Annotated in this window: 21 protein-coding genes and 2 pseudogenes; 16 read left to right on the top strand and 7 right to left on the bottom strand. The window is 69.8% G+C overall.

Features of this window, described 5'->3' with window-relative positions:
* From OG496_RS11105 to OG496_RS11135, 7 genes and pseudogenes are all read left to right on the top strand, one after another.
* On the top strand, positions 1-999 hold the full coding sequence (locus tag OG496_RS11105; protein WP_405970683.1) for an aldo/keto reductase: 999 nt from the start codon (positions 1-3) through the stop codon (positions 997-999).
* The gene (locus tag OG496_RS11110; protein WP_405970684.1) at positions 996-1,307 is read left to right on the top strand and encodes an L-rhamnose mutarotase; all 312 of its coding nucleotides are present in this window, start codon (positions 996-998) and stop codon (positions 1,305-1,307) included. The genes OG496_RS11105 and OG496_RS11110 overlap by 4 nt, the downstream gene beginning before the upstream one ends.
* 44 nt (positions 1,308-1,351) lie before the next feature.
* A pseudogene (locus tag OG496_RS11115) lies at positions 1,352-2,053 on the top strand (amidohydrolase family protein); the annotation flags it as partial.
* A 130-nt stretch (positions 2,054-2,183) separates the two neighbouring features.
* Positions 2,184-2,924 (top strand): (Fe-S)-binding protein, encoded by a 741-nt coding sequence (locus OG496_RS11120; protein WP_405976608.1) that lies wholly within the window; start codon positions 2,184-2,186, stop codon positions 2,922-2,924.
* The gene (locus tag OG496_RS11125; RefSeq protein ID WP_405976609.1) at positions 2,921-4,417 is read left to right on the top strand and encodes a LutB/LldF family L-lactate oxidation iron-sulfur protein; all 1,497 of its coding nucleotides are present in this window, start codon (positions 2,921-2,923) and stop codon (positions 4,415-4,417) included. Before OG496_RS11120 ends, OG496_RS11125 begins: the two co-directional genes overlap by 4 nt.
* Positions 4,414-5,061: a lactate utilization protein C gene (locus tag OG496_RS11130; RefSeq protein WP_405970685.1), complete on the top strand. Its 648-nt coding sequence runs from the start codon at positions 4,414-4,416 to the stop codon at positions 5,059-5,061. The genes OG496_RS11125 and OG496_RS11130 overlap by 4 nt, the downstream gene beginning before the upstream one ends.
* A gap of 394 nt (positions 5,062-5,455) precedes the next feature.
* Positions 5,456-8,281: pseudogene (locus tag OG496_RS11135) on the top strand (Tn3 family transposase).
* Positions 8,282-9,204: 923 nt separating this feature from the next.
* Here OG496_RS11135 and OG496_RS11140 read toward each other — a convergent pair.
* Together OG496_RS11140 and OG496_RS11145 are read right to left on the bottom strand one after the other, a co-directional pair.
* The gene (locus tag OG496_RS11140) at positions 9,205-9,576 is read right to left on the bottom strand and encodes a DoxX family protein (protein ID WP_405970686.1); all 372 of its coding nucleotides are present in this window, start codon (positions 9,574-9,576) and stop codon (positions 9,205-9,207) included.
* Positions 9,577-10,014: 438 nt separating this feature from the next.
* A complete protein-coding gene (locus OG496_RS11145; protein WP_405970687.1) occupies positions 10,015-10,506 on the bottom strand; it encodes a MarR family winged helix-turn-helix transcriptional regulator in 492 nt (163 codons plus the stop codon).
* A gap of 183 nt (positions 10,507-10,689) precedes the next feature.
* Here OG496_RS11145 and OG496_RS11150 point away from each other — a divergent pair, with 183 nt between their 5' ends.
* The 4 genes from OG496_RS11150 (at position 10,690) to OG496_RS11165 (ending at position 14,148) form a co-directional block, all read left to right on the top strand.
* Positions 10,690-11,268 (top strand): NADPH-dependent FMN reductase, encoded by a 579-nt coding sequence (locus OG496_RS11150; protein ID WP_405970688.1) that lies wholly within the window; start codon positions 10,690-10,692, stop codon positions 11,266-11,268.
* 57 nt (positions 11,269-11,325) lie between these two features.
* A complete protein-coding gene (locus tag OG496_RS11155; protein WP_405970689.1) occupies positions 11,326-11,958 on the top strand; it encodes an NADPH-dependent F420 reductase in 633 nt (210 codons plus the stop codon).
* 228 nt (positions 11,959-12,186) lie between these two features.
* Complete coding sequence (locus OG496_RS11160) at positions 12,187-12,786, top strand: NADPH-dependent F420 reductase (protein ID WP_405970690.1); 600 nt, start codon at positions 12,187-12,189, stop codon at positions 12,784-12,786.
* A 276-nt stretch (positions 12,787-13,062) separates the two neighbouring features.
* Entirely contained in the window at positions 13,063-14,148 is a 1,086-nt protein-coding gene (locus tag OG496_RS11165; protein ID WP_405970691.1) for an MBL fold metallo-hydrolase, read from the top strand.
* 566 nt (positions 14,149-14,714) lie between these two features.
* Here OG496_RS11165 and OG496_RS11170 read toward each other — a convergent pair.
* Positions 14,715-15,926, bottom strand: a complete 1,212-nt coding sequence (locus OG496_RS11170) for an IS30 family transposase (protein ID WP_405970692.1) — start codon at positions 15,924-15,926, stop codon at positions 14,715-14,717.
* A 99-nt stretch (positions 15,927-16,025) separates the two neighbouring features.
* Between OG496_RS11170 and OG496_RS11175 the strand changes: the two genes are divergently transcribed.
* Complete coding sequence (locus OG496_RS11175) at positions 16,026-16,700, top strand: recombinase family protein (RefSeq protein WP_405970693.1); 675 nt, start codon at positions 16,026-16,028, stop codon at positions 16,698-16,700.
* A gap of 7 nt (positions 16,701-16,707) precedes the next feature.
* Positions 16,708-17,061, top strand: coding sequence for a hypothetical protein (locus tag OG496_RS11180; protein WP_405970694.1), 354 nt, complete (start codon positions 16,708-16,710; stop codon positions 17,059-17,061).
* A gap of 368 nt (positions 17,062-17,429) precedes the next feature.
* Here OG496_RS11180 and OG496_RS11185 read toward each other — a convergent pair whose 3' ends face one another.
* From OG496_RS11185 to OG496_RS11195, 3 genes are all read right to left on the bottom strand, one after another.
* Complete coding sequence (locus OG496_RS11185) at positions 17,430-17,654, bottom strand: helix-turn-helix domain-containing protein (RefSeq protein WP_405970695.1); 225 nt, start codon at positions 17,652-17,654, stop codon at positions 17,430-17,432.
* Entirely contained in the window at positions 17,651-18,100 is a 450-nt protein-coding gene (locus OG496_RS11190; RefSeq protein WP_405970696.1) for an AraC family transcriptional regulator ligand-binding domain-containing protein, read from the bottom strand. Before OG496_RS11190 ends, OG496_RS11185 begins: the two co-directional genes overlap by 4 nt.
* A 121-nt stretch (positions 18,101-18,221) precedes the next feature.
* Positions 18,222-18,848: a TetR/AcrR family transcriptional regulator gene (locus OG496_RS11195; protein WP_405970697.1), complete on the bottom strand. Its 627-nt coding sequence runs from the start codon at positions 18,846-18,848 to the stop codon at positions 18,222-18,224.
* A gap of 171 nt (positions 18,849-19,019) precedes the next feature.
* Between OG496_RS11195 and OG496_RS11200 the strand changes: the two genes are divergently transcribed.
* Positions 19,020-20,288 (top strand): MFS transporter, encoded by a 1,269-nt coding sequence (locus OG496_RS11200; RefSeq protein WP_405970698.1) that lies wholly within the window; start codon positions 19,020-19,022, stop codon positions 20,286-20,288.
* Between the two features lie 51 nt (positions 20,289-20,339).
* Positions 20,340-22,781: a glycoside hydrolase family 3 protein gene (locus tag OG496_RS11205; protein WP_405970699.1), complete on the top strand. Its 2,442-nt coding sequence runs from the start codon at positions 20,340-20,342 to the stop codon at positions 22,779-22,781.
* A 366-nt stretch (positions 22,782-23,147) separates the two neighbouring features.
* On the opposite strand, the gene OG496_RS11210 is transcribed toward OG496_RS11205, so the two are convergent.
* A complete protein-coding gene (locus tag OG496_RS11210; RefSeq protein WP_405970700.1) occupies positions 23,148-23,504 on the bottom strand; it encodes a hypothetical protein in 357 nt (118 codons plus the stop codon).
* Between the two features lie 591 nt (positions 23,505-24,095).
* Here OG496_RS11210 and OG496_RS11215 point away from each other — a divergent pair.
* A complete protein-coding gene (locus OG496_RS11215) occupies positions 24,096-24,602 on the top strand; it encodes a SigE family RNA polymerase sigma factor (protein WP_405970701.1) in 507 nt (168 codons plus the stop codon).
* The last annotated feature ends 201 nt before the right edge of the window (positions 24,603-24,803 follow it).

Genomic DNA, 24,803 nt, shown 5'->3' on the forward strand with positions numbered 1-24,803 from the left:
ATGAGGACGACGGCGCTCGGCGGCAGCACCGTCCCCGTCACGGAACTCGCCTTCGGGGCCGCCGCCATCGGCAACCTGTTCCGCCCTGTCACCGACGAGGCCGCCGCCGCGACGGTGGACGCGGCCTGGGACGCGGGTGTCCGTGCCTTCGACACCGCGCCCCACTACGGGCTCGGCCTCTCCGAGCGGCGCCTCGGCGCCGCCCTGCGCGGCCGTCCCCGGGACACGTACGTCGTCTCCACCAAGGTCGGCAGGCTGCTCGCGCCCCAGGACACGGACGGCGACGACCTCGCCAACGGGTTCGCCGTGCCCGCGACCCATCGCCGCCTGTGGGACTTCAGCGCCGACGGCGTCCTGCGCTCGCTGGAGGCCAGCCTGGACCGGCTCGGCCTGGACAGGGTCGACATCGCCCTGCTCCACGACCCCGACGACCACGCCGAACAAGCCTTCCAGGAGGCGTATCCGGCGCTGGAGCGGCTACGCGACGAGGGGGTCGTCGGGGCGATCGGCGTCGGCATGAACCATGCCCCGTTGCTCGCCCGCTTTCTGCGCGACACGGATATCGACCTCGTCCTGCTGGCCGGCCGCTACACCCTCCTCGAACAGGAGGGCAGCGCCGAGGTACTGCGCGAGGCCGTCGCACGGGGCCGCAGCGTCGTCGTCGGCGGCGTCTTCAACTCCGGTCTGCTCACCGATCCACGGCCCGGCGCCACGTACGACTATCTACCCGCCCCGCAACCGGTCCTTGAACGTGCCCTGCGCCTCAAGTCCGTGACCGAACGCCATGGTGTGCCGCTGCGCGCGGCAGCCCTGCTGTTCCCGCTCGGCCACCCTGCCGTGGCGAGTGTGCTGACCGGGGCACGCAGCGCCGACGAGGTGCGTGACACCGTCGCCATGCTGCGGCAGCCGGTGCCGGCCGGCCTCTGGGACGAACTGCGTGCCGAAGGACTGCTGCCCCATGACATGCCGGTGCCCGCACCGTCGGAGGAATCGCCGTGAGGATCGCCCTGCACACCAAGGTCCGCACCGACCGCGTCGAGGAGTACGACGCCGCGCACCGCGAGGTCCCAAAGGAACTGACCGCCGCCATCCGTGCCACCGGCGTGAGCGAGTGGACGATCTGGCGTGACGGCACCGACCTCTTCCACGTACTGGAGGTCGAGGACTACCCGGCGATGATCGCCGCTTTGGAAGGACTTCCGGTCAACATCGCCTGGCAGGCACGGATGGCGGAGCTGCTGGAGGTCGTCCACGACTACTCGTCGGACGGCGCCGACGCCTCGCTGCCCGTGGCGTGGGCACTGTGACGGCCAAGGAGACCGGCACGGGGATCATCGACGCGCACCACCATGTGTGGGACCTGTCCGTTCGCGACCAGGACTGGATCACCGGACCCGAACTCGCACCGCTGCGCCGCGACTTCTCCCTCGCCGACCTCGAACCCGAGGCACGGGCCGCCGGCGTCACCTCCACCGTGTTGGTCCAGACCGTCACCCTGGCCGGGGAGACACCTGAGTTCCTGGCCCTGGCCGAGGCCAGTGACCTCGTCGCCGGGGTCGTCGGCTGGACCGATCTCACCGCCCCCCGGGTCGCCGACGCCCTCGCGGCGATGCGGGAACTGCCCGGCGGCAGGCACCTGGTGGGCATCCGCCACCAGGTGCAGGGCGAGCCGGACCCCGGGTGGCTGGTGTACGACCTGCTGGTCCTCCCGTACCAGTTGCAGGCCGCCTGCGAGGCCGCCGAGCTGCTGCCGGACCTCGTCCTCGTCCTGGACCATCTGGGAAAGCCGCCCGTCGCCTCCGGCACACCGGGACCATGGGCGGACGCCCTCCGCAGGCTCGGCTCCTTGCCGAACACCGTGTGCAAGTTCTCCGGAATGGTCACCGAGGCCGACTGGGACTCCTGGTCCGTCGAGGACCTGCGACCGTACGCCGACACCGTGCTGGATGCCTTCGGGCCGGATCGGCTGATGTTCGGCTCCGACTGGCCCGTCTGCCGACTCGCCGCCTCGTACGCCGAAGTCGTCGACGCGGCCCATGCCCTCACAGCCGGACTCACGCCCGCGGAACGACGGTCGGTGTTCTCCGGCGCCGCCGTCCGCACCTACGGTCTGACCGCCGGCCCCGACACCCTCCCCGGACAGCCGACGGTCCCGTCCCCGGCACCCAGCCCTGGAACGCCCCATGCGCATAGCTCTCTTCATCACCTGCTTCAACGACACGATGTACCCCCGCACAGGGCAGGCCGTCGTCACGCTGCTGGAACGGCTCGGCCACACCGTCGAGTTCCCGCAGGCCCAGACCTGCTGCGGTCAGATGCATTTCAACACCGGCTACCGGCCCGAGGCTCTGCCGATGGTGCGCCGCTTCGCCGGGGTCTTCGGGCAGTACGACGCCGTGGTCACCCCTTCCGGGTCCTGCGCGGGCATGGTGCGCGACAACCACCGGGTGGTGGCGGCTCAGTACGGCGACGCGGGTCTCGTCGACGCCGTCGAGCACGTCGTGCCGAAGGTGTACGAGTTGTCGGAACTCCTCGTCGACGTCCTGGATGTCACCGATGTCGGCGCGTACTTCCCGCACCGCGTCACCTACCACCCGACCTGTCACTCGCTGCGCATGCTTCGGGTCGGCAACCGGCCGCTGCGCCTGCTGCGCGCCGTGAAGGGCATCGACCTGGTGGAGCTGCCCGCCGCCGAATCCTGCTGCGGCTTCGGCGGCACCTTCGCTCTGAAGAACTCCGACGTCTCGAACGCCATGCTCGCCGACAAGATGCGCCAGGTGCTGGACACCGGCGCCGAGATCCTCTGCGCGGGCGACAACTCCTGTCTGATGCACATCGGAGGGGGCCTGTCCCGACTCCGCACGGGCGTCGGAACGATGCATCTGGCCGAGATCCTGGCCTCCACGGAAGGGGACCGCCGATGAGCGGCGCCGACAATGTCATCTGGCTCGGCACGCCGGCCTTCCCCGACGCGGCCCGTGCCGCGCTGGCCGACACCCAGCTGCGCACGAATCTGCGCCGGGCGACCGGCACCATCCGCGACAAGCGGCTGGCAATGGCCGCGGAGCTCGACGACTGGGAGGACCTGCGGGAAACGGCGGCCGCGGTCAAGCGCCGCACCCTGCGGCATCTGGACCACTATCTGCTCCAGCTGGAGGAGGCGGTGGCGGCCGCGGGCGGCACGGTCCACTGGGCGACCGACGCGGCCGAGGCCAACCGCATCGTGACCCATCTCGTGAAGGCGACCGGCGAAAGCGAGGTCGTCAAGGTCAAGTCCATGGCCACCCAGGAGATCGGTCTCAACGAAGCGCTCGCCGAGGCCGGCATCCACGCCTACGAGACCGATCTGGCCGAACTCATCGTGCAGTTGGGCGAAGACCGGCCTTCGCACATCCTCGTGCCGGCGATCCACCGCAACCGTGCCGAGATCCGCGACATCTTCCGGCGGGAAATGGGCAGGTGGGGGAAGCCGGCCCCCGAGAACCTCGGCGACGATCCACGGGAACTCGCCGAGGCGGCCCGGCTCCATCTTCGGGAGAAGTTCCTGCGGGCCAAGGTCGCCGTCTCGGGGGCGAACTTCGCGGCCGCCGACACCGGGACCGTGGTGGTCGTGGAATCGGAGGGCAACGGCCGGATGTGCCTGACCCTGCCGGAGACGCTGATCACGGTCATGGGCATCGAAAAGGTTCTGCCGTCCTTCACCGACCTGGATGTCTTCCTCCAGGTGCTGCCCCGTTCGTCCACGGGCGAGCGGATGAATCCGTACACCTCCATGTGGACGGGCGTCACCGAAGGCGACGGACCGCAGGACTTCCATCTGGTGCTGCTCGACAACGGTCGCACCGCGACACTCGCCGACGACGTGGGCCGTCAGGCACTCTCCTGCATCCGCTGCTCGGCCTGTCTGAACGTCTGCCCTGTCTACGAGCGCACCGGCGGCCACGCCTACGGTTCGGTGTATCCGGGCCCCATCGGTGCCGTGCTGACCCCTCAACTGGTCGGGATCGAGAACGCCGCCTCGCTGCCCTTCGCCTCGACCTTGTGCGGGGCCTGCTACGACGCCTGCCCGGTGAAGATCAACATTCCGGAGGTGCTCGTTCATCTGCGCGCCGAGGCCGTCGAGGCGAAACGCCGGGACCGGCTGCTGCCCTCCCTTGAGGCCGTGGTCATGAAGGCCGCCGCCGCAGTGCTTTCCTCGCCGCGGCGGCTGGCCACGGTCCAGCGGCTCACCGCTCTCGGTGCCCGCGTGGTGGCCCGGAACGGGCTGATCGGCAGTCTCCCCGGCCCGTTCGCCCGCTGGTCCGCCACCCGCGACACGCCCGTGCCCCCGCGCGAGTCGATGCGGGCCTGGTGGCGCCGTACGAGGGACAGCCGCACGAGCGAGAATGCCGCGAGCGAAGGGAAGGTCGTACGATGACCGGCCGCGAGACCGTACTGCGTGACATTCTGGCCGCCCTCAGCGGCGTGCCCGACTCCGAGACCCCCGACGACGTACCGGTTCCGCGCGACTACCGTCCCGATCACGCGGGTCCCGACATCGTCGGCCTCTTCGCCGAACGCGCCGCCGACTACCGTGCCACGGTCGTCCGTGTCCCGGCCGCCGAAGCGGCGGCGGCCGTCGGCCGTGCGCTGACTCGCACCGGAGCGCGAACGCTCGTGGTACCGCCCGGTTTCCCCGAGGCATTGCTGCCGCACGGCCCGTGGTCCCTGCTGAGCGACACACCCCCGCTCACCGTCGGACAGCTCGACGCCGCGGACGCCACCGTGACCACTGCCGTCGTCGGTATCGCCGTCACCGGAACAGTGATCCTCGACGGCGGGCCCGGCCAGGGGCGCCGCGCGCTGACCCTGCTGCCGGACCAGCACGTCTGCGTGCTCCGCGCGAGTCAGATCGCCGGTGATGTGCCCGAGGCCCTGCGCCGTGTCGCCCCGCAGCGACCGCTCACCCTTGCCTCCGGCCCGTCTGCCACCAGTGACATCGAACTCGACCGCGTGGAGGGCGTCCACGGGCCCCGCACCCTGGACATCATCGTGATCGAGGAGGGGGCCGGGCCTTCGTGAGCCCGCTCGCGGCACGTCGCGGCCGGAGCACCAGCCGTACCCGGACCGTTTCCCACCTGGATACGGCTCCGGACTCCTATCTCTGACCCACGGTGCAAAGTAGCCGTCGCTCCCCGCCGTCCTCCCGTTGCTTCGTGTCCGGCCGGTTCGTTAGGCCGAACGAGTAGTCGACGGAGGGGTGGGGCGTTCATGCGCCGGGAGTGGTCGTCTGAGGATGTGGTGGCGTGCTGGACGCCGATAGGACCTGACTGGGAGCTGGTCGCGAACAAGTCCGGCCCGACCCGGCTCGGGTTCGTGCTGATGCTGAAGTTCTTCGAGCTGGAGGGCCGGTTCCCCCCAGTTCGTGGAGGAGTTCCCACAGGCCGCGGTTGACTACGTGGCCGACGTCGTCAAGGTGCCGGCCGAGGACCTGGCGAAGTACGACCTTGCGTCCCGCTCCGCGAAGGGGCACCGCACGCAGATCCGCGAGGCTCTGGGGTTCCGCCCGGCGACCCGCGATGACGAGGAACGGCTGACCGGCTGGCTCGCCGATGAGGTCTGCCCGGTGGAGCTGGTGGAGGACCGGCTGCGCGAGGCCCTGTTCGTGCAGTGCCGCAACGACCGCATCGAGCCCCCGGGTCGTGTCGAGCGGATCGTGGCCACGGCACGGGCGCGGGCGGACCGCCTCTTATGTGCGCAGACCGTGGCCCGCCTGGGTGAGGTGTGCGCCCGGCGCCTGCTGGAGCTGGTGGCGGAGGGTAACGAGGGCGGCACCGCGCTGCTGGCCTCGCTGAAGCGGGACCCGGGCGCGGTGGGGCTGGACTCGCTGCTGACGGAGATCACCAAGCTGACCGCCGTACGGCAACTCGGTCTGCCCGACGGGCTGTTCGCGGACTGCTCGGAGAAGCTGATCGCCGCGTGGCGGGCGCGGGCGATCAAGATGTACCCCTCGGACTTCCGGGACGCGGGCGAGGACGTGCGGACGACCCTGCTGGCCGCGCTGTGCGCGTCCCGGCAGGCGGAGATCACCGACGCCCTGGTGGAACTGCTCGTGGCCCTGGTCCACAAGATCAACGCCCGTGCCGAGCGGCGGGTGGAGCGGCAGCTGACGGCGGAGCTGAAGAAGGTGCGGGGCAAGGAGAGCATCCTCTTCCGTCTCGCCGACGCCGCGGTGGGGCGTCCGGAGGGGACCGTGCGCGCGGTGCTGTACCCGGTGGTGGGTGAGAAGACGCTGCGCGACCTGGTCGCGGAGGCGAAGGCGAACGAGAAGGCGTTCAGGGCCAAGGTCCGCACCACGCTGCGCTCCTCGTACAGCTCGTACTACCGGCAGATGCTGCCACCCCTGCTGAACACGCTGGGCTTCAAGTGCAACAACACCGCCTACCGGCCGGTGATGGACGCGCTCGCGCTGCTGGCCAAGTATGCCGACGTCGACGGCAAGACCCGCTTCTACGACGTCGGCGACACAGTGCCGATGGACGGCGTCGTACGCAAGGACTGGCGCGAGGCGGTCGTCTATGACAAGGGCAGGGCCGAACGCATCCCGTACGAGCTGTGCGTCCTGGTCGCGCTGCGGGACGCGATCCGGCGGCGCGAGATCTACGTCGAGGGCGGGAAGCGGTGGGGCGACCCGGGGGAAGACCTACCCGGCGACTTCGAGGCCACCCGCACCGTGCACTACGCCGCGATCCGCCGGCCCCAGGACCCCGCCGAGTTCATCGCGGGCCTCAAGCGGCGGATGACCGACGGCCTGGACCGGCTGTCCGCCGCGCTCGCGGACGGCTCGGCGGGCGGGGTGAAGGCCACCACCCGCAAGGGCGAGCCCTGGATCACCGTGCCGAAGCTGGAGCCGCTGGCCGAACCCACCGGCCTCCAGGCCCTCAAGGACGAGGTCGTACGACGGTGGGGCGTCCTCGACCTCCTGGACGTGCTGAAGAACGCCGACTTCCTCTCCGGCTTCACCGACGAGTTCTCCTCCGCCGCCGCCTACGAACGCATCGACCGCGCGACCCTCCAGCGCCGCCTGCTGCTCGCGCTGTTCGCTCTGGGCACGAACATGGGCATCCGGGCGATCGTGGCAACCGGCGAGCACGGCGAGACGGAGGCCGCACTGCGCCACATCCGCCGGCACTTCATCACCGTCGACAACCTCCGCGCCGCCGTCACCCGGCTGGTCAACGCCACCTTCGCCGCCCGCGACAGCGCATGGTGGGGCCAGGGCACGGCGTGCGCGTCGGACTCGAAGAAGTTCGGGTCCTGGTCCTCGAACTTCATGACCGAGTACCACGCCCGCTACGGCGGCAACGGCGTGATGATCTATTGGCATGTGGAACGGAAGAACGTCTGCATCTACTCGCAGCTCAAGAGCTGTTCGTCGTCCGAGGTCGCGGCGATGATCGAGGGACTTCTGCGGCACTGCACGGACGCCGAGATCGAGTCGAACTACGTCGACAGCCACGGTGCGAGCGTCGTCGGGTTCGCCTTCACCGAACTGCTCAACTTCCGCCTGCTGCCCCGGCTGAAGAACATCGGCAGCATCCGCCTGTACCGCCCGGACGACACCCCGCCCGGCTGGCCAGCTCTCGGAGCCTCGCTGACGACCCGGGCCATCAAGTGAGACCTGATCGCCCAGCAGTACGACCAGATGGTCAAGTACACCACCGCCCTGCGCCTGGGGACCGCGGAGGCCGAGCAGGTCCTGCGGCGCTTCACCTGCGGCGGCCCCAAGCACCCCACCTACCAGGCCCTCGAAGAACTGGGCCGCGCAGTGCGTACCGTCTTCGCCTGTGACTACCTGGCCAGCCCCGGCCTTCGCCGGGAGATCCACGGCGGGCTCCAGGTCGTGGAGAACTGGAACTCGGCGAACACCGTGCTTCACTACGGCACGGACGGAGCGCTGACCGGCCCGGACAAGGAGCACGCCGAGACGTCGATGCTCGCGCTGCACCTCCTCCAGTCCAGCCTCGTGCACGTCAACACGCTGCTGCTCCAGCAAGTCCTGGCCGAGCCGAAGTGGGCGAATAAGCTCACCGCCGAGGACCGGCGCGGCCTGACCGCGCTGTTCTGGTCCAACGTCAACCCGTACGGCACCTTCCGTCTGGACATGGACAAGCGGCTCGACCTCGCGCCGGCCGCAGCCGTGCCCCGTCCCCGCACTCCGGCGGACACCGCCGCCCGCCCTGCCACGGAGACGCGACGACCGAGATCCACGACTTCCAGGACCTCAGCAACCCCCGCATGAACGAGGCGTCCTGGCGGGCGCTCGACCTGCTGCGGGCCTACGCGGCCGGGGACCGCGCAGTCGCCGGGTACCTCGTGCACCTGAAGGACGACCAGTTGGAGTTCGCTCGGGGCGTGACCGTGAACTTCTACAACGACAACCTTCAGATGCTCCGGGACACCGAGCGCCCGTACATCCCGACGTCCCTCGTGCGGGAGGTTGACGGGCTGGCTGGCCCGCTTCGCGTCGGCCGAGCACGAGTTCGCCGTCACCGCCGCCGCCCGACGGCTGGCCCGGGGAGAGGTGATGATGCGGAAGCTCATCGACGGCGGGTCGATGGAGGTCCGCGACCGCATCCACACCCTGGCCGTCTATATGCTCGCCCCCTCCTCGTCTCCTTCAGCCGCAAGTAGGTCCAGCAGATGCTCGACATGTCCGCGGACATGACCGAGGCGCTCGGCGGACGGCCTCGCCCCTGCAGCGTCGTGTGACACGCGGGACTGACCGGGAAAGCCACAGCACGGCGGGTGCCACGCACACTCGGCACTGTGATACGCACCGGGTTTCTCGGCACCGGACCGGACTGCAGCCCCACCCACTCCTTCCATCCCGCGCCCTCCGTATGGTGCTGCGCAACCACGTCTTCGCTCTGGAGGCCGGCGTAGTGGTCGGACTGGATCAGCAGCGTCGGGTGCCTGGCCCTGGTCCGGTCGGCGGCCCGCTGGTGGTCCAGCGCGGTGAAGTTGTCGTCGATCCAAACGGCGGGAGCCTGGCCGACATGGTCGCGTTTCAACAGGTAGCCGTCTGGGTGGCTGGCGGTGATCGGCAGGCGGGGCGGTTCGATGTGCTCGAAGGCAGGCAGGTCGATCACGCCGGGTGCGGGAGTATCGCAATCCATGACACCCCCTCGCCACGCCTGTGGCGCCCCTTACGGGCCGCTGAGGTCAGTTCGAGAGGGTCAAGGTGACCGCGGTGACGATGGCGAGCGCGGTCAGGGCGATGGGAGCGATGGCGCCACCGCGGGTCTTCGGGTCCGAGTAGTCGCCGGATCTGGCGTGGAATCCGACCGCTCCCACCATGACGGCGGCGAAGCCGAGGGCGGCGGCGATGCCCAGCGGCTGCCAGAAGATCCCCGCTACCAGTCCGCCGGCGGCGGCCAGCTCTGCTGCGCCGATGAGCCGTACCAGCGTTGCGCTGAGCTCCATGTGCGTCTGCAGTTGGGCGGGTACATCCCCCTTGAGCAGCGTCTTCGGCGCGCCGGCGGCGAGTGAGACGAGGGCGAGGAGCACGCTGAGGATGGCGGCGGTGACGTACATGGAGGAGTGCCTTTCGGGGAGCCCGGACCTGATCAACCCAGGAATTGGTTGATCTCTAAACTAATACTAGAGAGCTTTGGTTGAGTAGTCAACCAAAGCCCTCAGGGGTTGCGGTCGTGGCCCCACCCGGTGAGGACTGGTGGGGGTGCGCCGGGTCAAGCGTTCACCCGCTCCCGCGCGACGCCTTTCGGGCTGCCCCCTGCGGGGGGGGGGTCGACATGAGCCTCGAATGGAATGGCGAACCCTGTGAATCCTTGCGCCGCCCGCGGAACACCCCGGGCGTGACCCTCGCGTCTCGGGACCGCAGGCGCGGCCCGGCCGAGTCGCTATCTCCAGCCTGCGGTCGGCTCCCGGTTCCGCCGTCACGGGTGCCGGGCGCCATCCGGAACGCCGACGCCGACGCCGTGGGTGGGGGTGCCGGGGCGTCCGGCGGTCCCCTCAGCCCCCGGCGGTGCCGTCGTCCCGGGCGGGTTCGTCGGCGAGTCGACGCAGGATGCGTTCGTGGACGGCGACGAGGGTGTCGAGTTCGCCCGGCGTGAGCAGGTCGATGAAGTACATGCGCACGTTGCCCACATGTCGGGGCGCCGCCCCCTCGATGGCCCGGTACCCGGCGGGCAGTAGCAGGACCAGGCAACTGCGGGCGTCGTCGGGATTGGGCTCGCGGGTGACCAGTCCGCGCCGCTGCATACCCCGGACCTGGTGGGAGAGACGGCTCTTCTCCCAGCTCAGCAGGTCGCACAGCTCCCGCGCCGAGGCGCGCTCCCCGGGGCACTCCGACAGTACGGCCAGGACCTCGTAGTCGGCCTCGCTCAGCCCGGAGTCCTGGATGAGGTGCCGCTCCAGGCGGACACGAAGCTGGTGGTGTGCGTGGACGAAGGTCCGCCACGCGCGGTCCTCGCGGGCGTCGAGCCACTTCGGTCCTGTCGGCATGCGCCCCACCCTACCTTTCGGTTGACGGCTCAACCGATCGATGTATTGTTGAGTACTCAACCAATGGTTTGGAGTGATCCTCAGCCCGCGATGCGTGCACCGGGATCCCCCTCATACCCGCACCCGCGCCGGCTGTTCCGGACGGGTGCGTCACCGACCGCACCGACCGCACCAGGAGCAGCCATGTCCGTCCGTATCGTCGCTCTCGTCGGATCCGCCCGCGCCGGTTCGCACAACCGTCAACTCGCCGAGGCGGCTGCCAAGCTCGCTCCCGAAGGGGTCGGCGTGCACCTGCAGGAGGGCCTGGCGCAGGTGCCCTTCTACAACGAGGACCTCGACGTCGAGGTCGGCGTCCCGGAGCATGCTGCGGCCCTGCGCGAGTCGGTCGCGCACGCCGACGCCCTCCTGCTGTTCGTCCCCGAGTACAACGGCACCATGTCCGCCGTCCTGAAGAACGCCATCGACTGGCTCTCCCGCCCGTTCGGTGCCGGCGCCCTCGCCGGCAAGCCCGTCGCCGTGATTGGTGCCTCCGGCGGCCAGTACGGCGGAGTATGGGCGCACGAGGACGCCCGCAAGGCCGTGAAGGCCGCGGGCGGCACCGTGATGGAGGACATCGCGTTCTCCGTCGCCGATTCCCTGAACCGGTTCGCCGAGACCCACCCGCTCGACGACCGCGAGGTCGCCGCCGAACTGGTGTCCGTCGTCGGTCGGCTGGGGCAGGCCGCCCAGCGTCCGGCCGACGGGACGACCGCGGCGCTCTGAGTCTCTCCCGCCCCCAGCCACCTTCTCCGGCTTCGGCCGCGAAAGCAGGCATATCTCATGAGCACGATCAGCATCATCGGTCTGGGCACCATGGCCCGCGTCATGGGCGCTCGTTCCCTCGCGGCCGGCCACCACGTCCAGGTCGTCGGCCGCGACGGGAGCAAGGCCGCCGCCTTGGCCGCCGAACTGGGCGCCAACGCGACGGCCGGGACGGTCGGCAGCGGCGCCCTGGCCGGTGACCTCGTCATCCTCGCCGTGCCGTACGCCGCCGCCGCATCGGTCGTCGGTCACTACGGGGACACGCTGGCCGGCAAGGTCGTCGTCGACATCACCAACCCCTTCGATCCCACCAGCCTCACCGGCCTCGCCACCCCGGACGGCAGCTCCGCCGCACAGGAGATCGCCAAGGCCGCCGCCCCGGGCGCGCGGCTGGTGAAGGCGTTCAACACGCTCTTCTCCGGCGTTCTGGCCTCCGGTGAGGTGGAAGGCCACCCGCTCGACGTGTTCCTCGCCGGCGACGACGACCACGCCAAGGCCTCCGTGTCGTCGTTCGTAGAGAGCCTCGGACTGCGCCCGCAGGACACCGGGGACCTGAAGACGGCCCACTGGCTGGAGGGAGCGGGTCTGCTGATCGTCGGCCTGGCCAAGCAGCAGAAGAACTTCGCCCTCAGCATCAAGATTCTCGGCTGACTGGCTGACTGACTGGCAAGCCGCAAGGGATTATCACGAAGTCCGGGCCACGGCGGCACCCCGCCGCTTCGCCCTGCCGACACGCCACGCCAACGGCAAACCCCAGACCCCTGGCCGCAGTGCCGCTGGCCGCCCGCAAGACATCCCCTGGCACGCCGACACCGCCGCCGCCGGCATCGCCCGCGCTGCAGCGGGTCGTGCGGCCAGCAGCAGCGAAGGAGCACACCCATGAAGTTCGGAATGATCGGTGCGGGCACACTGTCCCGCGCCATCGCCGGTCACGTCGTGAAGGCCGGTCACGATGTGGTCTTCAGCAACAGCCGCGGCCCCGAGACGCTACGTGACATCGTGGCCGCCTTCGGTCCTCACGCTTCCGCCAGCACCGTGGCCGAGGCCGGCACCGCGGATTTCGTCGTGCTCGCCGTCCCCTGGACGAAGGTCCGCGAGGCGGTGCGTGACCTGCCGGCCCGGGAGGGACGGATCGTCATCGACGCCACTAACCAGTGGGCGAGTCTGACCCCCACGTTCGTGGCCGACAAGCTCGACGTCGGAGGCAGTGAACTGGTCGCCTCGCTGGTCCCCGGGGCACGCGTCATCAAGGCCTTCGACAACATGTACGGCACCTACGTCGCCGCCGACCCCGTCACGGCCGCCGGCCGTCGGATCCTCTTCTACGCCGGCGACGACCAGGACTCTAAGACCCTCTTCCGCTCAGTCGTCGAAGGCTTCGGGTTCGCCCCCGTCGACCTCGGCCCGCTGGTGATGGGCCGCCTCATGCAGGTGGACGGAGGGCCTCTGACTGGCCTGCACGCCGTACGCGAAGGCTGACACCGGTACCGCCCGGACCTGCGGTCCCCACCCTCCCTCCGGCTGGCCGCACCCCATGCGACAGAGAACCCGCCTCCAGCCGTTTTGCCGACCCACCACACGGCCGCGACCGGAACCGGAGCCAAGCGTTCGTGCCGCCCTCCCTACGAGCGGAGGCACACCGTGCGGAGCGCATCGCCATGAAGCCGCTTCGCGGGTCTCTGCAGGTCGCCCGATACGACGTGCCTCTTCCCACGGGGCGACCCCACACGCACACCTCACTCAAGGAGCGACACGATGACGAAGGACTTACAGCAATACGCCGCCCGCCGCGCGTTCCTCAAGGGGACGATGGCCGCTGCGGCGGTGCCCGCCGCGGCCGCTCTGATCGGTGGCGCGCTGCCCGGCACCGCGGTCGCCGCGGACTCCACCGACCTGCCTGAGTTCGCACCGGTGCCGAGGGGCGCACTGGGGCCCAAACTCAACGCGGACGGCTATTTCGTCGGTCGCATCAAGGGCAACCTCTATTGGGTCACCGACTCCTACTACCAATCCATGTTCCTGAGCACACGCGACGGGATCGTGCTCGTCGACGCACCGCCGAGCATCGGCCACAACCTGCTGCGCGCCATCGACGACGTCACCAGGGCCAACGGCAGACCCGGCAAGGTGACCCACCAGGTCTACTCCCACTCCCACGCCGATCACATCGCGGCCTCCGCCATCCTGGGCAAGGATGTCGTCCGCATCGGCCACACCGAGACCCGTCGCCTGCTGCTCCTCGACGCGGACCCCAACCGGCCGGCACCGACGGTGACCTTCGACGACCGTTATACCCTGCACGTCGGTGGTGAACGCCTCGAACTCGCCTACCACGGCCCCAACCACACGTACGACAACATCTTCATCCACGCCCCCGGCCAGGAAACGCTGATGGTTGTGGACGTGTTCTATCCCGGGTGGGTGCCGTTCACCGGCCTGGCCGTCTCCCAGGACGTCCGCGGCTGGGTGGACGCGCACGGCGTGGCAATGCGCTACCCGTGGAAGACCCTGGTCGGCGGCCACGTGGGCCGCCTCGGCGTCCGTTCCGACGCCGAACTGCAGCAGCAGTACATGACCGACCTCGACGCCAGCACTCGGGCCGCCTACGATTCCCTGGACCCCACTCCGTTCTTCGACAGGTACGGGCCCTCGGGGAATGCCTGGGCGATCTTCAAGACCTACCTCGACGCCATTGCCCGACAGGCCGCCCTTCCTGTCACCGCCAAATACACCGGAGTACTGGCCGGGGCCGACGTCTACACGACCGACAACGCCTTCGCCATGCTCGAATCGCTGCGTGCCGACTACGGCGTGCTCGGGCCCTCCGGTATCCACTCCTAGAAGCAATACCGGCGATTCAAGTGTTCTACCGGCGGCTCGGGACGGTTTTGGTCGGCTTGGCCATCGTGACGGTCGGCGTTTCGGGGTGGGGCGGGCGGAGGGTTCGGCCCGTTTGAGTTCCCAGTCGGCCATCTTGCGTTTGATCACGCGAGGGTCGGACCGTAGCCGCCGGGGAGGCAGGAGCCGTTCCCGGATCTCACGCAGGGCGTGGGCCAGGGCCCGGGTGAGTCGGCAGGGGGAAAGCGTCGCTTGCCCGGTGACATGGCGGCGGACGACGCGCAGGGTGCGGACGAAGGAGATCCGGTCGGGGTCGTGGCCGGTCTGGTGGAGCGCCTCGTGCATCAGATCCTGCAGGGCGCGGGGCGAAAGTGGGGCCAGTTCTCGCGCGGTGAAGCCCCCTTGCCGACCGTGGGCGCCTGGGCGGCGACGAAGCATCCGTCCTCGCCGGGTTCCCGAACCCGTTCCGCCGCACAGTTGACGCTCGGGCAGGTCCAGCACCACCAGGCCGATGCTTCAAGAAACGATGGCGAGCTCAAGCGGTCAGCGCATCACTGCTGTTCAGGAGGTCAGCGTAGACCTCCGCCGCAGTGCGGTAGCCGTGGGTCTTGCGCGGACGGTGGTTGAGTTCGTGAGCGATGGCGTCCAGGTCGGCCTGGCTGAACGTGCGGAGGTCGGCGCCCTTGGGGAGGTACTGCCGAAGCAGCCGGTTGGTTCTCGTTGGTGCCGCGTTGCCACGGGCTCCGCGGCTTGCAGAGGTAGATCGGCATTTTGGTCTCGGTGGTGATGGCCTGGTGCTCAGCGATCTCCCGGCCGCGGTCCCAGGTGAGCGTCCGCCGCAGGTGGGGCGGGATGCCGAGGAGGCTCCTGGTGAGGTGCGGGGTGACCTGCTCGGCCTTGATGCCGTCCGGCAGCGCGACGATGGACGTGTAGCGGCTGGTGCGCTCGACGAGCGTGGCGACTGCCGAGGGCCTGGTGCCCATCACGAGGTCGCCTTCCCAATGACCGGGGACTTTCCGGTCCTCGACCTCGGCGGGGCGGGCGGTGATGGACACCATGCCGCGGATGATGCCCCGCCCGGTAGGCCGACGGGCGGTCTTCGGGCGGCGCATGGGCCGGGCTGACCGCAGGCGCTGAGTGAGGCTGCGGTCGATTGCCTGGCGGCGACGGGGGTCGTAGAGCGAGAGGCAAATCGCTTCGTGCGAGATCTGCATGGCGGTGTCACCAGGAAACTGGCGTCGCAGCCACCCTGCGATCTGATCGGGAGACCAGCACAGAGCGAGCTTCGCCTCCACCAGGGCGCGCAGAGCCGGTCGTTGGGCGAGCTTGGCCTGCTTGGGCCGGCGCCCGCGCGCGTAGGCGGCCTCATCGGCGGATGCGGCACGGTAGCGGTCCTGGCCTCCGTTGCGGGCGATCTCGCGGGAGACAGTCGAAGGCGATCGGCCCAGCCGCCTGGCCAACTGCCGGCCAGATTCCCCGGCGGCGATGCCGCGGGATATCTCTTCGCGCTCGCTGCCGCTCAGACGCCGCTCTGATCGCTGCTGCGGGGTGAGGCGGACGCCACCGCTCTGGTACAGGAACCGACGGGCGTTCTGCATCGGTGCCCCGAGCGCCCGCCCGATCAAGCTGAACGACTGCCCCTCGCGCCAGCGTCTCCAGATCTCATCCTGCTGAGCTGGCGAAAACCCGTAGTCCCGCACTTGTGCCTCCACGATCACATGATCATCCGTGGGTGGCGCGTTGATCACTTGAGGGTGCCAACGTTTTCTGAAGATCACCATTTCAAGATCGAAAAGAACCGGACGGCCTTCAAAAACCCCTTCAACAACCCGGGCCGTTCAAGAACCCCGGACTACCGTTTTCTGACATGATCCGGGGTCATGAGCGACCTCCCGGAACCGTCCGGCTCCCCCGAACTCCTCGTCGCCGAGTTCCTCGTCCGCACCGAGATCAAGATCGGGTACGGGCGGGTGTCCAGCGGCGGGCAGAAGCTCGACCGCCAGATCGACGCCCTCACCGCCGCCGGGTGCCGGAAGATCTTCGCGGACAAGAAGTCCGGCAAGACCGCGCTCCGTCCGGAGCTGAAGGCGTGCCACGCCTTCCTCGACGCGGGCGACACCCTCGTGGTCCCCTCGCTCGACCGCTACGGCCGCAGCCTCCAGGATCTCATCAACATGGTCGCCGAACTGCGCGAGCGCGGCATCGGCTTCACCTCGCTGCACGAGAACCTCGACACGACGACCCCCGGCGGCCGGCTCGTCTTCCACGTTTTCGCCGCGCTCGCGGAGTTCGTCCGCGAACTCATCGTGCAGGGCACCCGTGAGGGCCTGGCCGCCGCCCGCGCCCACGGCCGGGTCGGCGGACGCCCCACCGTCGCCACCGAGGAGATCATCAAGGCCGCCCGCGACCTTCTGCCCGACCCCGGCCGCTCCATCACCTCGATCGCCAAACTCCTGAACGTCTCCCCGGGCACCCTCTACAACCACATCCCCGACCTCCGCGAACTGCGGACGGCCGGAGCCGTCCCCCGCCAGCTCGACGCCGCGGAACGGTGACCCGCACGTGCCGATCCGACCCGAGAACCGAGACCGGTACCCCGCCGACTGGCCGGAGATCTCCAAGACCATCAAGGAACGCGCTGGCTGGCGGTGCGAGTGTGAGGGCGAGTGCGGACGTGGCACTCATCCCGGCCGGTGCCCCAACCTGCACGGACAGCCAGCGTACGGCACCGGCTCGCGCGTCGTCCTGACGACCGCGCACCTCGACCACGCGCCGGAGCACTACGGCCCGGCCAACCTCAAGGCCATGTGCCAGGGCTGCCACCTGCACTACGACCAGGACCACCACGCCCGCACCCGGGCCGAAGCCAGTCGTACCGCCCTCGAAGCCTCCGGACAGATGGCATTCGAGCTGTAGCGGCTACTTTGCACCGTGGGTCACGGATAGGAGTCCGGGGCCGATACGGCCCGGGCGAACACGGTGGAAGACCGGCCTCACGACAGCGCTCCGGGGTCCTGGTCGGGTTGACCGGCGCGGATTACCCGTTCCTGGTCCGCCGACGGGATGTACCCGAGGCGGCACGGGTACCGGAGGAGGCTGGATGGTCCCCTGGAGAACGCCGCGACTTTGGTTGCGTCCAGGAAAGTGGTGTACGGGTTCGACCCGGAACAACCGTAGCTGCGCAATCCGAACGGCTCCGGAGCCGTGTGCTCCACGGGGCTGCTCCGGTCGCCCCGCGCCGATCGTGTCTGTCGCCCGCTCGGCTCGCGCGAGAACCGCCTTCGTCATCCGCAGGGCTGGTACGCGCGGGGCGTGGAGCCCGTCCAGCGTTTGAAGGCCCGGTGGAAGGCGCTCGGTTCGCAGAACCCCAGGCTCTGGGACAGCTCTTCGACGGAGGTGTTTCCCGAGGCCGGTTCCATGATGGCCATGTCCCGGCGCGGCTGGTCGCGGATCTGCTGGAACGACGTTCCCTCGGCGGCGAGCTGGCGCCGCAGTGTCTGCGGGCTCACCGTGAGCCGCGTGACGATATCCGGCGCGGGTGGCATACGGTCCGGCAGCGACCGTACGAGCGGCTGCCGACGCGCGCGACGGCCGTGCTGCCGTAGTCCAGGCGTGCCAGTACGTCGGCGGGCGCACGCCGCAGGAACGTGCTCGGACCCGGCTCGTCCTGGAGCACGGGCTGATCCGGGACGGCTCGGTCCAGGACCAGCGCCGTGCGAGGGGCGTCGAATGTGTACGGGGCGCCGTAGTGGAGGTCGCACTCCAGGGCGTGGGCGGGCCGGGGGTGGCTGAACTCGGCCCCGGTGAGTGGGGTCCGGCGGATGAGCCAGCCGGCGAACCGGTGCAGGACGAGGGTGACGGACTCGGTGAGGCAGTGGTCCGGGTCGTCGAAGGCTGTGCGGTCGAAAACCACCCGGGCCATGCCCACACCCGCCGGATCCTTGGTGTCTCGCACATCGCCCGCCTCCTCCACACGGAAACGGGACCGTCGGCTCCGCTGTGGAGGGCGGCGCGGAGCGCCCGGGCTCGCCGGCGCGGTTGCACGTGCGGATGCGGTGGCCGGCATACCCGCCGATCTACCCCTGCCCCGTGTCTCCCGCCCTGCCCGCCGTGCCCTTCAACAGCCGGACGAAGGCCCGGAAGGACGCCGCCATGTCAACCTCCTCCGGATCGTGCAACCACTGCAACTGGAGACCGTCCATGACCGCGGCCAGCAGGGGCGCGGCCTCGTGCGGGGTGAGACCACCGGGCATACGGTCACCGAACTCGCTGTGCAACGCCCGCTCGGCTGACTCCCGGAGCGCCCGATAGCGGTTGTGGAAGTACGCCCCGGCCGGGTGGTCCTCGGTGATGCTGTCACCGGCCAGGACGCTGAAGACCTGCACGATGCCGGGCCGTCCGGCGTTGTACTCCACCAGCGTGCTCATGGTGTCGAGCGGCCAGGAGGTACCAGCGAGCGCGGCGGAGGCGATGTCCCACTGATCGCGAGCCTCCAGCACCGCCACGAGCAAGGCCTCCTTGGACGGGAAGTGGTGCAGCAGCCCTGGCTGGGTCAGCCCCACCCGGTCGGCGACGGCCGCCAGGGAGGCACCCCTGTATCCGTGTTCCGCTATCTCCTCCATGGCTGCCTGGACGATCTCCGCCTTGCGGTCCACGTTGCGCACGGTGCGCCCGGCCCTGCGGACGTTCTCATGTCCTGCCACTACGTGAGCGTAACCCGAGGACCGCACCCAGAACGCAAATATAACAAAGTAATAACTAGACCTACCGGCCACTAGGTCTGCTACCTCAGTATGTGCGTCACGTAACAGGGACGTTTCGCCGCTCAGGCCCCTGTACACACCCTCGCCGCACGTGAACTAGGAGGTAGGCCCGTGGACCAGGCAGTCGTCCCCAACGCCCCCACAGGCGAAGCCGCGCCCAACGAAGGGGCGTCCGCCCCCCGGGGGTTCATCACCCGGATCGCGCTGGCCGAGTTCGGCCTCTTCGGCGCGCTCATGACCCCCGTCCTGGTCACCCTCGCACTGCGCGTGGCCCAGGTCGCCCCCGAGACCAGGACGGCCAGTCTCAGCCTGGTCCTCACCATCGGCGCGTTCTTCGCGCTTCTCACCAATCCGCTGGTCGGCCGTCTGTCGGACCGCACGACCTCGCGTTTCGGCCGACGTCGTCCCTGGCTGATCGGCGGTGTACTGGTCGGCTTCCTGGGCCTGGCGATCATCGCCCTCGTCCCCTCCGTACCGGCCATCGCCTGTGGCTGGGCGCTCACCCAGACCGCGTACAACGCCGCTCTCTCCGCGTTGCAGGCCACAGTCCCCGACCAGGTGCCGAGCCGCCAGCTCGGCAAGGTCTCCGGAGCGCTCGGTATCGCTCTCACGCTGGCCGTCGTGAGCAGCGCTCAGCTCGCCGCGCTGTTCAGCGACGTCAAGGTGCAGTTCCTCGTGCCGGCGCTGGCCGCGGTCCTGTTCGTGAGCTGGTTCGCCGTGACGCTGCCCGACAAGCGGCTGCTCACCCGGCCTGCGCGCCTCTCCGTCCAGGAGTTCCTCGGCAGCTTCTGGACCAATCCCGTTCGTCACCGCGACTTCGGGTGGGCCTGGCTGTCGAAGTTCCTGGTCGTCTTCGGGATGGTGTCCCCCATCTCCTATCTCGCGTACTTCCTGATGGCCGACTTCGGCGTCTCGACTGGCGAGGTAGCGGGCAAGGTGGCGCTGCTGGTCGTGATCAGTTACGGCTTCAACGCGGTCCTGGCCGCCGTCAGTGGCTGGCTCTCCGACAAGCTGGGCGTCCGCAAGCCGTTCGTCATCGGAAGCAGCCTGGTCATCATGGTGGGCCTGGTGGTGCTGGCCTTCGCGGACAGCTTCGCCATGGTGCTCGTGTCGCAGGTCCTCGTCGGCATCGGCGGGGGCATGTTCTACGCCGTCGACATGGCCCTGGTCACCGAGGTGCTGCCCGACCCGGAGCAGGCAGCCAAGGACCTGGGCGTGATGAACATCGCCAACGCCCTCCCCCAGACCCTGGCCCCGCTGCTCGCGAGCGTCCTGCTGTCGGTCGGCGGAGGGGAGAACTACACCCTGTTCTTCGCCGTCGCCGGCGTGGTCACGCTCGCCGGGGCGCTGTGCGCGACCCGCATCCGGAGCGTCCGCTGAGCCCGCGGCTCTGAACACCGCACCGTCCATGTCTCACAAGGGAGTTCACCCATGACCGATCACGCCCGGGAAACCGCGGTGGAGCAGGCGCTCGGCAAGCTCGACCTCGACGCCAAGGCCCGGCTGCTGGCAGGGCAGGACATGTGGTCGCTGCCCGCACTGCCCGAGATCGGTCTGGCCTCCCTGGTGATGTCGGACGGCCCGGTCGGCGTGCGCGGTGTCCGCTGGACGGCCGACGACCCGTCCGTCGCGCTGCCGAGCCCCACCGCGCTCGCCGCCACCTGGGACCCGGAACTGGCCCGCCGGGCGGGACATCTGCTTGCCCAGGAAGCCCGTCGTAAGGGCGTCCATGTCCTGCTTGCCCCGACCGTCAACCTGCACCGCTCGCCGCTGGGCGGCCGTCACTTCGAGGCGTACTCCGAGGATCCCCTGCTCACCGGTGCCATCGGAACCGGGTACGTGACCGGGGTCCAGGAGGGCGGAGTCGGCACCACCGTCAAGCACTTCGTGGCCAACGACGCCGAGACGGACCGCTTCACCGTCAACAACCTCGTAGGCGAGCGGGCGCTGCGCGAGCTGTACCTCGCGCCGTTCGAAACCATAGTCAAGAACGCCCACCCGTGGGGCATCATGGCGGCGTACAACTGCGTCAACGGCACCACGATGAGTGAGCACCACTACCTCCAGAACGAGGTGTTGCGGGGCGAGTGGGGCTTCGACGGCTTCGTCGTCTCGGACTGGATGGCCGCCCGGGACACCGTCGGGGCCATCAACGGCGGCCTGGACGTCGCCATGCCGGGCCCGGAGACCGTCTACGGGACCGCGCTCGCCGAGGCGGTTCGGGACGGCAGGGTAGAGGAGTCCGTGGTGGACGCGGCCGTGCGCAACGTACTGCGGCTGGCGGCCCGTGTCGGTGTCCTCGACACCGTCCCGCCGGCCGTCGCGGAGGCCGCCCGTCCCTCCGGCATCGACGCCGGCGCGCTCGCCCGGGACATCGCCTGCCGGTCGTTCGTCCTGGTCCGCAACGAGGGCTCCGTGCTGCCGCTGCCTCGGGACGTCGGCACAGTCGCACTGATCGGTACCGCCGCCCGCGAGGCCCGGATCCTCGGCGGTGGCTCCGCCCAGGTGTTCCCCGACCAGGTGGTCTCGCCGCTGGACGGACTGGCCGCCGCTCTTCCGGCCGGCTCCCTTACGTACTTCGTCGGAGCCGACCCCAGCGAGGAACTCGCCGTAGCCGGTGAGGGCTTCGCGCTGCGCGCCGTCTGCCGCGACGCCGAGGGCCGGCTCATCGGTGAGACACCGCTGCCCAGTGGCCAGGTGCAGTGGCTGGGCACCGATCTGCCCGAGGGAGTCACCCACGACACGATCCACTCCGTGGAGCTCACAGGTACCTTCACCCCGCGCGAGTCCGGCCCACACCAGTTCGGCACCCGTGGGGTGGGCGGCTTCCGTCTCACCGTGGACGGGCAGGTCCTCTTCGACGGGGAGAAGCCGCTCGGTCCCGACACCGGCCCCTTCGAGGCGTTCTTCGGCGCGCCGGACGAGCGGGGCAGCACAGCCCTTCGTGCCGGCCAGCCGGTGGAGGTCTCACTCCGCCACCTGGTGCTCAAGTCCACCGGAGTCCCGATCAAATCGATCGTATTCTCGCTGATGCACCAAGACCCGCGGCGCGACGCCGACGAGCTCATCACCGAGGCGGTGGAGGCGGCACGGGCCGCGGACACGGCGATCGTGGTCGTGGCGACGACGGAGCGCGTGGAGTCAGAGGGCTTCGACCGCAAGGACATGCGACTGCCAGGACGTCAGGACGACCTGGTGCGGGCGGTGGCCGCCGTCAACCCGCAGACCGTCGTCGTTGTCAACTCCGGCTCACCGGTGGAGCTTCCGTGGCGCGAGGACGTGGCGGCCGTGCTGCTGTCGTGGTTCCCCGGCCAGGAGGCGGGCAACGCGCTCGCCGACGTCCTGCTCGGCGCCCGGGAGCCGGGCGGGCGGCTGCCCACGACCTGGCCGGTCCGGTTGCGGGACGCCCCGGTCTCGCGAGTCGTCCCGGACAAGGGCGAACTCCGTTACGAGGAGGGAGTCCTCATTGGCTACCGAGCATGGGAACGCGAAGACGTACCGGCACCCGCGTACGCCTTCGGGCACGGCCTGGGATACACCGACTGGACGTACGAGTCCCTGGAACTGGTCGGCCGTACGGCCAGGGTGAGGGTCCGAAACACCGGTGCTCGCCCCGGCCGCGAGGTCGTCCAGGTCTACGTCGCTCCGCTCGCCCCGGCCGGGATCGAGCGCCCCGCACGCCAGCTGGCCGGCTTCACCTCGGCCGAGGCGGGGCCGGGGGAAACGGCGGAGGTGATGGTGCAGCTGCCGGAGCGTGCCTTCCAGGTCTGGGACGACGCCGCGGGCTGCTGGGCCGTGGCGGGCGGTGAGTACTCCGTGGAGGCCGGCCGCAGCGTCACCGACCGGCGCGTCGGCGCCCGCACGACCGTCTGACGACGTGGCGGTCGGACCGGTCGGCCGATGAACCCCGGGGGCGGAACCTGACACCCGCCCCCGGTCCGTCGTGTGTCCGGGTCCGCTCGGCACCCCCCCTGCGAGCGCGGCGTCGGCCTCCACTCGATGCCGGGTTTCCGGAGCGGCGCCAGCGGTGTCCGGGCCGCCTCCCCAGGCCCCGAAGTTCCGGGGTGTACCAGGAACAGACCCCGGAGTCGGCCCTGTCGGCACACGGACACACGTGTGCGCGTACACGGTCCCGGCCGGTCCTGCGGGCGGCGATGTATCCGATGAAGAAGGCATGGACACCTCCGACGAGTCCAGCGAAGGCGGCGACGAGCGTGAACAGCGCGAGTTTGAAACGCCCTACGGATACCCCGCTGCAGCTCGGCGCCTCTCGCTGATGGCGAGGGCACGCAGGGCGCGTCCGACCCGGGACGTCACCACGTTGCGGGGTACCAGCACAGTGACCGCCGGCGTTCCCCAGGCCAGGTAGGCGTAGTGCGCCTCCTGCTCCAGTACGATCCCGCCGTCCGACTGGTGGGGGCTGTTCTGGGCGCCGATGGCTCCACCGGCCCATTCGGCGTCCCCGAGCAGGGAAAGCAGGATGAGCTGCAGGGCGATGGCGGCGAAAGCCATCAGGGACAGGCCAAGCCGCAGGACGTACATCGACAGATCACTGCCGGACAGCCACAGCGGCAGGACCACGACGGCCGCGGGCACGGCCGACACCAGCCACCGGGGCCTTCTGGGCGCCGTGCTGTCCTGTGACTGCGGTGTCTGTGGAGCCGCGGCCTCCGGCAGGCCGTCCGGGCCTGCAGACAGCTTCGGGCGGAGTTGAACGCGGTGGAGTGGAGGGGCGCCAGCAGCACACCGGCCAGCCCGCCCAGGGCACCGCACATGGTGAAGGCGGCGAGGCCCATCCCGGCGACCGAGATGCCGACGACCCGGGTCGAACAAGCCGACCCGCGCGGAGCGCGAGAAGCTGAATCGGCTGCGCAGGCAGAGCGCCGAACAGCAGAAGACGATCGAGACGACCGTCGGCGTCGGGGCCGGTCGGCCGTCGGATTCCGCGTTCGAGGATCAGGACGGGCACCCCGGCCGGGGCTGGCCGCAGGGCTGTGATGCCGCCGCCGCATCACGGGCCCCGCCACGACGGCTCCGCGGTGTTCCCTTGTCACAGTCCGAACCGGCGGGAGAGTCGCGCAGGGAAGCGTACCTATGACCTAGCTCATAGGCGTGGGGTGCATCGCCCGGTGACAGCCAACGTCTTTCTCCAGGTAGAGGGGGTCGGTCGGAGCAGGGACGGTGCGGATGGAGCAAGGGCGAGCCGAGGAGTTCGACGGGTTCGTGGCAGCCCGTTGGTCGGCGTTGTTCCACCTCTCTCGGCTGCTTGTGGGAGGGGACAGTCACCGGGCCGAGGACCTGCTCCAGGAGTCACTGGTCAAGCTCTGGTTCGTCTGGCCCAAGATCGCGGACGAGGCCCCGGAAGCGTATGTGCGCACGGTTCTGGCACGGGCTGCGGCCCGCTCGGCGCGTCGTCGCTGGTGGGGGGAGCGTCCGGTCGAGCAGTTGCCGGACCTGCCGCAGGCGGGCGACCTGTCGGCCGGTGTTGCGGAGCGTTCGCTGCTGGAGACAGCGCTCGCTCAGTTGTCGCCGCAGCAGCGGGCCGCCGTCGTGCTGCGCTATTACCAGGACCTGTCCGAGAAACAGGTGGCGGAGGTGTTGGGGTGCCCCGTGGGCACCGCTCGGTCCCATGCCTCGCGTGGAGTGGCGCGGCTACGTCGGATCCTGGCCGATGCCATCGAGCCGGTGGAGTGAAGGGGTGTTCATGGATCAGTTCGAACGGGAGTTGGCGCGCATGATGCGCGACACCCAGGAACACACCCCCTTCAAAGTCGAGGACCGGGTCCGACTTCGGACCGGGGTACTGACCCGCCGGCGTGCCCGCCTCGCTCAGCGGGCCGTCGGCTCCCTCCTGGTTGTCGCGGGCCTTGGACTGGGCTTTTTCCTGCTGCCTCA

Source organism: Streptomyces sp. NBC_00988 (assembly GCF_045162645.1).
Classification (GTDB): domain Bacteria; phylum Actinomycetota; class Actinomycetes; order Streptomycetales; family Streptomycetaceae; genus Streptomyces.